Source organism: Luteibacter sp. P4_E6, from assembly GCF_056401535.1.
This window is the reverse complement of record NZ_JBFUJE010000213.1, coordinates 1-6,649: the sequence shown is the minus strand read 5'-3', so window position 1 is coordinate 6,649 and position 6,649 is coordinate 1. Positions and strand designations below refer to the sequence as shown.

Annotated in this window: 4 protein-coding genes; all 4 read right to left on the bottom strand. The window is 66.5% G+C overall.

Annotation, left to right across the window (positions count from 1 at the left end; all coding sequences use genetic code 11):
* Nucleotides 1-2,162 (bottom strand): glycoside hydrolase domain-containing protein (locus AC1DT2_RS13335; RefSeq protein WP_477296765.1); only part of this gene is annotated, 2,162 nt, incomplete at its 3' end.
* A 104-nt stretch (nucleotides 2,163-2,266) separates the two neighbouring features.
* On the bottom strand, nucleotides 2,267-4,576 hold the full coding sequence (locus tag AC1DT2_RS13330; protein ID WP_477296764.1) for a DNA internalization-related competence protein ComEC/Rec2: 2,310 nt from the start codon (nucleotides 4,574-4,576) through the stop codon (nucleotides 2,267-2,269).
* 90 nt (nucleotides 4,577-4,666) lie between these two features.
* A complete protein-coding gene (locus AC1DT2_RS13325; protein WP_477296762.1) occupies nucleotides 4,667-5,197 on the bottom strand; it encodes a hypothetical protein in 531 nt (176 codons plus the stop codon).
* A gap of 139 nt (nucleotides 5,198-5,336) precedes the next feature.
* The gene (locus tag AC1DT2_RS13320) at nucleotides 5,337-6,419 is read right to left on the bottom strand and encodes a histone H1-like repetitive region-containing protein (RefSeq protein WP_477296761.1); all 1,083 of its coding nucleotides are present in this window, start codon (nucleotides 6,417-6,419) and stop codon (nucleotides 5,337-5,339) included.
* Nucleotides 6,420-6,649 lie beyond the last annotated feature (230 nt).

Here is a 6,649-nt window from a genome sequence, read left to right as displayed (position 1 = left end):
GTGTAACCGAGGGCACGCGAGCGATACCAAGCGGCATCGTCGGCGTAGGAGGCGCGGTAGGCGTCACCGGCTGGCGCGTCCTTGGCCAGTGCCCTGGCCAGGTTGCCGATGGCGAAGTCGTTGATGTAGCCGTCCATCGACCAGGACAGGCCTTCTTTGACGCCGTCGTCGGTATAGCCGTTGAACAGCGAACGCTGGATGCCCTTGCGACCGGCTCCCTTCACCTCGCTGACGCTGGAGGCATTGCGGATGGCCGACTGGTAGAAGGCGGAGACATCGAAATTACGCACGCCCTTCAGCCATGCATCGGAGAAGGCGACGTCCGAGCTCGTGCCCACCATCAGGTCGGCATAGCCCGGCGACGACCAGCGCGCGATCCAGCCCGAGTCGCGATATTGCTGCACGAAGCCATCGATCATCTTGCCCGCTTCGTTCGGGGTGAGCAGCACGTAGGCCGGCCACGCCGTGCGATAGGTGTCCCAGAAGCCGTTATTGACGAACGGCTGGCCCTCGACGATACGCGCACCCGTCGCGGTATCCGTGTTCGAACCTGCCGGCGCGGAGAACGGGCTGGCGTAGCGCCACACGGGCGCGTCCTTGCTGCCGGTGTTCTCGTAGGCGTGGTTCGGGTACAGGAACAGGCGGTACAGGCTCGAGTAGAGGATGGTTTTCTCGTCGGGCGAGGCGCCTTCCACCTTGACCGTGTCCAGGCGATCGTCCCAGGCCTTGCGTGCGCGCTCGTGCACGCTGTCGAAGGTGTCGTCCGGCGCGATTTCCTGGGCGAGATTGGCCTTCGCCTGGTCAACGCCGATCAGCGAGGTGGCGATCCGCATGGAAACGACGCGATCGCCCTTCTTCGACGTGTCGAAGCCGAACCAGGCGGAGGCAGCGTCGCGCTTCTCGCCGGTGAGGCGGCCGCTCTCGGCTACGGGTTTATCGAACACCGCGTAGAAGAACAGGCGAGTGGCGCCGGTGGAAAGACTGCTCTTGACGTCCGACCAGCCCTGGATGCTGCGCTGGCCCGGATCGAGCGTGACCGCCGCCTTCTCATTGAGGTTGTCGAAGACCAGCTGCGAGCGCTTGTCGGCAAAGGTGAAGCGGAACATCGCCGCGTGATCGGTCGGCGTGATCTCGGTGGTGATGCCGTCATCGAAGTGCACGCGGTAGTAATCCGGATGCGCCAGTTCGGCGTCGTGGCCGAACGACAGCGCACGCGTCTCGCGTTTCAGCGCCGGTGCACCGGAAGCCGCCTGCGCCGGCATGACCTGGAAGGTCTGGCGCTCGCCCATCCACGGGCTGGGCTCGTGCGAGAGGGCGAAGGCCTCGATGCGCGGGCGATTGTCCTCGCCATTGCGGGCCTGGTACTGGTAGATCCAGTTGGACCCGGCGTTGGTCGTCGGCGTCCAGAAGTTGAAGCCATGCGGCATGGCCACGGCGGGGAAGTTGTTGCCGCGCGAGTAGTTTTCGTTGGCGTTGGAGCCACGGCGCGTGTCGACGTAGTCGGTCGGGTGCGTGCTGTTGATGACTTTGACTTCGCCGATGCGCACGTCGTCGAGGTAGCCCTCGAAGGCCTCGCCAGCAGGTGCGTCCGCGGTAAGTTCGATCGAACGGACACGACGGCCCTTGGCCACGGCGCCCAGATCCACGCTCACGTAGTTCCACTGGTCGGGATAAAGCACACGACCTTCGCCCTGCCCCTTCGCGGTGGCGGGCACGCGATGCTGGTCGCGCGCGGCGCTGGTGGAGAGGCGCGTGCCGTCGTCGAACACGAGGTCCACGGCCAGGTAGTTGGCCGGATTGACGAGGTCGTCCTTGTTGGAGCGAGGGAAGACCAGCCAGGACAACACCGTGTCGTCGCCGATGCGCACATCGGTGTCGAACAGCTTCGTCGTCGCCGGCGAGCCATTGCCCGTACCCGTGTAACGCAGCGAGTGCGTGCCGGTGAAGCCGACATTGGCCTTCGCGGTAAGCACTRCCTCCGGGGGTGGCCCCCCGACGACGCGAACGTCGAGCGCACCCTTGGCCGCCAGCGGCGCGGGCTGCGCGGTCTCGAAGGAGCTGTCAAAGCGCTGGGTCGCCGCAAGGGCTCCCACCGGTACCACAAGAGACGCCGTCACCAGAGCGAATGCCGCCCTGCCCCAACCGTGCTTCGATACCGTCACGCTCATCCCCTTGTCTAGCGGAACCCGCATTTAAATCGTTCTAAATTGGGAATGTCAAACGGCGGTGCAGCACGAAAGGGTGTTCGGGCGGTGGACGGCCCTCCTTACTCCCGCCAGTAACGGCTCGCCGGTCGACGCCACTCCCGCACTACCCGAGGCGTGGCATCACGCGGCATATCGACCACGATCGCGCCACTGATGGCGGTGTTGAGCACGTCAGCCCCCGCATCCTCATGCCGCGCCAGCACCGAAGCATGCGGATGGCCAAACCGATTGCGCCACCCCGACGACACGATAGCCAGCTCAGGCTGCACAGCCCGAAGCCAAAGCACATCGGACGAATGCTTGCTGCCGTGATGCGCTACCGTTGTCACCGTCGGCAGTTCAGACCACAACGCATCGCGATCCATACGACGCTCGGCCTTGGCACTGATGTCGCCTGTGAGCAGGAAGCGCCCTCCTTCTCCTTCGATCGAGAGGACGCACGAGCGGTCGTTACTGGCTGTCTTGCCTGGACCCTCGCGCGGCACGTCGAGAAAGTGGAAGCCGACGCCATCCCACGACCAGTCCGCCTCCGACGTGCATGGCTCTGCCGGAAACTCCAGCCTGCCCGGTTCGCCGGAGAGCCGTCGCGCCTTCGGGTAGCGACCGACGATGGCCGCCGCGCCACCGGCGTGGTCTACGTCCCCGTGGCTGACGACGAGGGTATCCACCCCGCCCAGGCCCAGAGCCGTGATCGACGGCAGCACGATGCCGGCGCCGGCGTCACGACCGCCGCCGTAGGCAGGGCCGGTGTCGTAGACGAGTGTGTGGTGTCGCGTGTGGACGACCACTGCCAGTCCCTGCCCTACATCGAGCACCCAAGCGCGAAAGGCGCCGGACCTGGGCATATCGCGTGGAGGCAGCAGCAACGGCAGGAACAATAAGGCGCCGTAGCCACGCAGCGGCACGCCACGCGGCATGAACAGCCACAGCGCTCCCACCGTCGCCAGAACAACCGGCAGGATGCCGCTTTCGGCCACGCTCAGTTGGGCGCCCGGAACATCGGCCAGTGCGGCCAGCATTCGCCACAGCTGCTTGAGCAACCACGCCGCCGCTACGAGTAAAGGAACCGCGAGAGACGGCACGGCCAGGAGGACGCAGCCCACCAGCGTGAGCGGCACCACGACGAAGCTCACCAACGGTGCCGCGACCAGGTTGGCGATGAAGCCCATCAGCGACGTGCTGCCGAACAGGCACAGGGACAGTGGCAGCAGCGCGATGCTCATCGCCGCCTGCGCTCTCAGAAGTTCGCCGAGCCAGCCGAGAAAGCCCCGCGACCGCGGAGCCACGCAACACACCAGAAACCCCACCCCTGCGAACGACAACCAGAACCCCGCCGAGAGCACGGAGAGCGGATCGAACGTCAGCACGGCGAGCATCGCGAAGGCGAGCAGCGACAATCCRCCCGCGCGGCGACGTGCCATCCCCGCCAGCACCACGACGCCGATCATCAGCAAAGTGCGCACGGTCGGTAGCCCCAGCCCGGCGAGCATCCCGTAGCCGCCCGCCACCAGCAGGCCGACCATCGCCTGCGTCATCTGCCTCGGCCACAACAGCGCGAGCATCGGCCACCACGCGTAGAGCAGCCGCGTGGCGAGCACACCGCCCCCGGCGGCTACGCCGACATGAAATCCCGAGATGGCGATCAGGTGCGACACACCCGTGGCGCGGGCGATGTCCCAGTCCGCCGCGTCGAGGCCGCGCGTGTCGCCGACGGCGAGCGCCTTGAGGATACGGGCGTCCTCCGTGCCCAGATGGCTGTCCAGCGCTCGCGCAATGCCACCGCGCCATGCGTCCACGCACACGCCCACCCCGATGCGCGCGTTGTCGGGAGCAGCGCGCACATAGCCCGAGGCGACGATGCCGCGCTGAAGGGCCGTGCGTTCCGCGTCACCGCCGCCCGGATTGATGTTGCCGCGGGGACGGCGCAGGCGAACGGTGAGCCGCCAGCGCTCACATGGCCCAGGCGACACCTGCGTGCGATACCAGCTGAGGCGGTACGTGCCTCGTGTTGCGGGTGGCCCACCGCCTACGGTGTCCGGCACGAACAGGAACGACGCATCGCCGCCACGCGCTCGCGGAAGATCGACAACGCGCCCCGTGACGACAACATCCTTCCCCTCGTCGTCCGCCGGCAGTCTCGCACCCATGCCGCGCGCGCCCTGGAGGGCAGCCCATGCGGCGAACAGCATGACTACGGCGAGGTGTCGCGCGGCCCTCCATGGCAAGGCAACGGCATAGGCCAAGGCGACGACAGTGGCCAGCATCGACCAGGGCCACGCGGGCAGCCACGCTCGCGATTGCACGGCCGTACAGCCGAGCAGCGCGGCGACGGCCAGCGAAACCAGCGATAACGGAGGAACGCGAGACACCACGACAGACGCCGTTGCATGCGGCGGTCCAGCCTAGGCGTGATGGGCGGTTCCCTGGCCCGTCCAACCCTGTGGGTCATCACCGCGCCGTCAACGCTCATCGCGATTACTGGCGCCCCGATTGACGTTGTTGCGCGGCGGCGAGTGCGAGCCCGACGAGGACGGCGGACGGTTACCGGGTTGCCCACCACCGTGCCAACCACCCGGCGGGGGCTGATGATTGCCCCCTTGCCCACCCGGAGGTGGCGGACGACCGCCGCCCTGCCAGCCACCCGGCGGTCGATGATCACCGTCGCCGGGACGACCGTGCCAGCCACCCGGAGGTGGCGGCCGCGGATGATCGTGCCCGTCACGGTCGCGGTAATAGCGACGGTCGTAACCACCACCATACCAGGCGGAACCCACGGCAATCGTCGAGTACCCACCGCCGTAATAACCCGGGCCGTAGTAGCCGTAACCCGGGGCGTAGTAAGCACCGACCGGCTGGACGACCGTCGTCGTTTCCGTGCCGTAATACGCATCGCCCCCGGAGCGGCTGCGAACGTAGCCGGGGTCGTAGTAACAACCCGCCAGCGGCAGGGTAGCCGCGASAACGAGAAGCAGGGAATGCGCACGACGCATGGGGTTTTCTCTGATGAGATGACGGCGATGGACGACTTCGACACTGCGCCCCCGCGATTGAACGCCCGCTAAAAAGGAAAGGGTCGCGAAAGCGACCCTTTCCCTTCATTCAGCATACGCAGACCGAAGCCTTCGTCGATCAGGGCTTGCTCTTCTGCTGATCGCCGCGCTGATGCGCCTCATTGGCGTAGTTGGCTTCCGGCGATGCCGGCGAAGGTGACGGCGGATTCTGCTCGCCACCCGGTTGCGTGGCCGGCACACCATTGCTGTTCTCTCCCGTCGGCCACGAGGGCGGCTGACGATCGCGCTCGCGCTTGGCTTCAAGCAGTGCCTGGATGTGCGCGACGGCCTCTTCCTGGCTGATGTGTTGAACCGGCTCGTCGGTAGTCGTCGCTGCGGGCGTCGCCGGCTTCGGGCGGGGCTTCGGCGCGGGTTTCGCCTTGGCGACGACCGGCTTGGCTGCCGCTGGCGCAGAGGCGGTTGCCGGCGCGACAGTCAGCGGCGGCTTACGCGGCGTGTTGGTCGCGGGGACACGCGATACCGGCTTCTGTTCGATCGTGTGCGCGCTTGCACTGCGCTTGGTCGGAGCGGACTTCGAGACCGGCGTCGCGGCGACCTTCTTCGCCGGAGCGGTATTCTTGCGTGCCGGCGCCTTTGTGGCGACAACCTTGCGCGCGGCTGTCTTGGGAGCCGCCTTCTTCGCGACGACCTTGCTGGCGGCCGTCTTGCGGGCCGGAGCCTTGCGTGCGGAGGCCTTGGTGCTGACCTTCTTCGCGGCGGCCTTGCGCGGCGCTGCCTTCTTCGCGGCGGCCTTGCGCGGCGCTGCCTTCTTCGCGGCGACCTTGCGTGCCGGTGCCTTCTTCACAGCGGCCTTGCGCGCGACAGTTTTCTTGACGGCCTTCTTGGCGGCGGCCTTCCGGACTGCCGTCTTCTTACCGGCAGCCTTCTTCACGGTGGTTTTCTTGCCAGYGGCCTTGCGCACGGCCGTTTTCTTTACGGCTGCCTTCTTTGCGGGTGACTTCCTGGCCGCTGACTTCTTGACTGCCGCCTTCTTTACGGCCTTCTTCGCCGCTGCCGGACGTGCGGCCGCCTTGCGTGCGGTCTTTTTCGCAGCGGCGCGAACGCCTGCTTTCTTCGCGACGGTCTTCTTTACGGCGCTCTTTTTCGAGGCCGGTTTACGGGCCGCTGATTTCTTCGTGGCAGTCTTGCGGGTGGTAGCCATGCGTTCACTCCTCCTACGTTAGTAGCCGACGCGAACCGCCCCACCGGGGAAGACCCGCGTGCATGCCGGACGACTTGGAAAAGGGTGGCGTTCGATCCGGACAAACGCATGATGTATCAGCTGTCGTCCGAAGTCACATAACTGGTTCGTAAAAGTTCAGGTTCGCGGTCAGGAAAAGCGCGGTTGTGATAGCAACGCGATGAATCGGGGCAGCACGGCCGGGTTGAGCG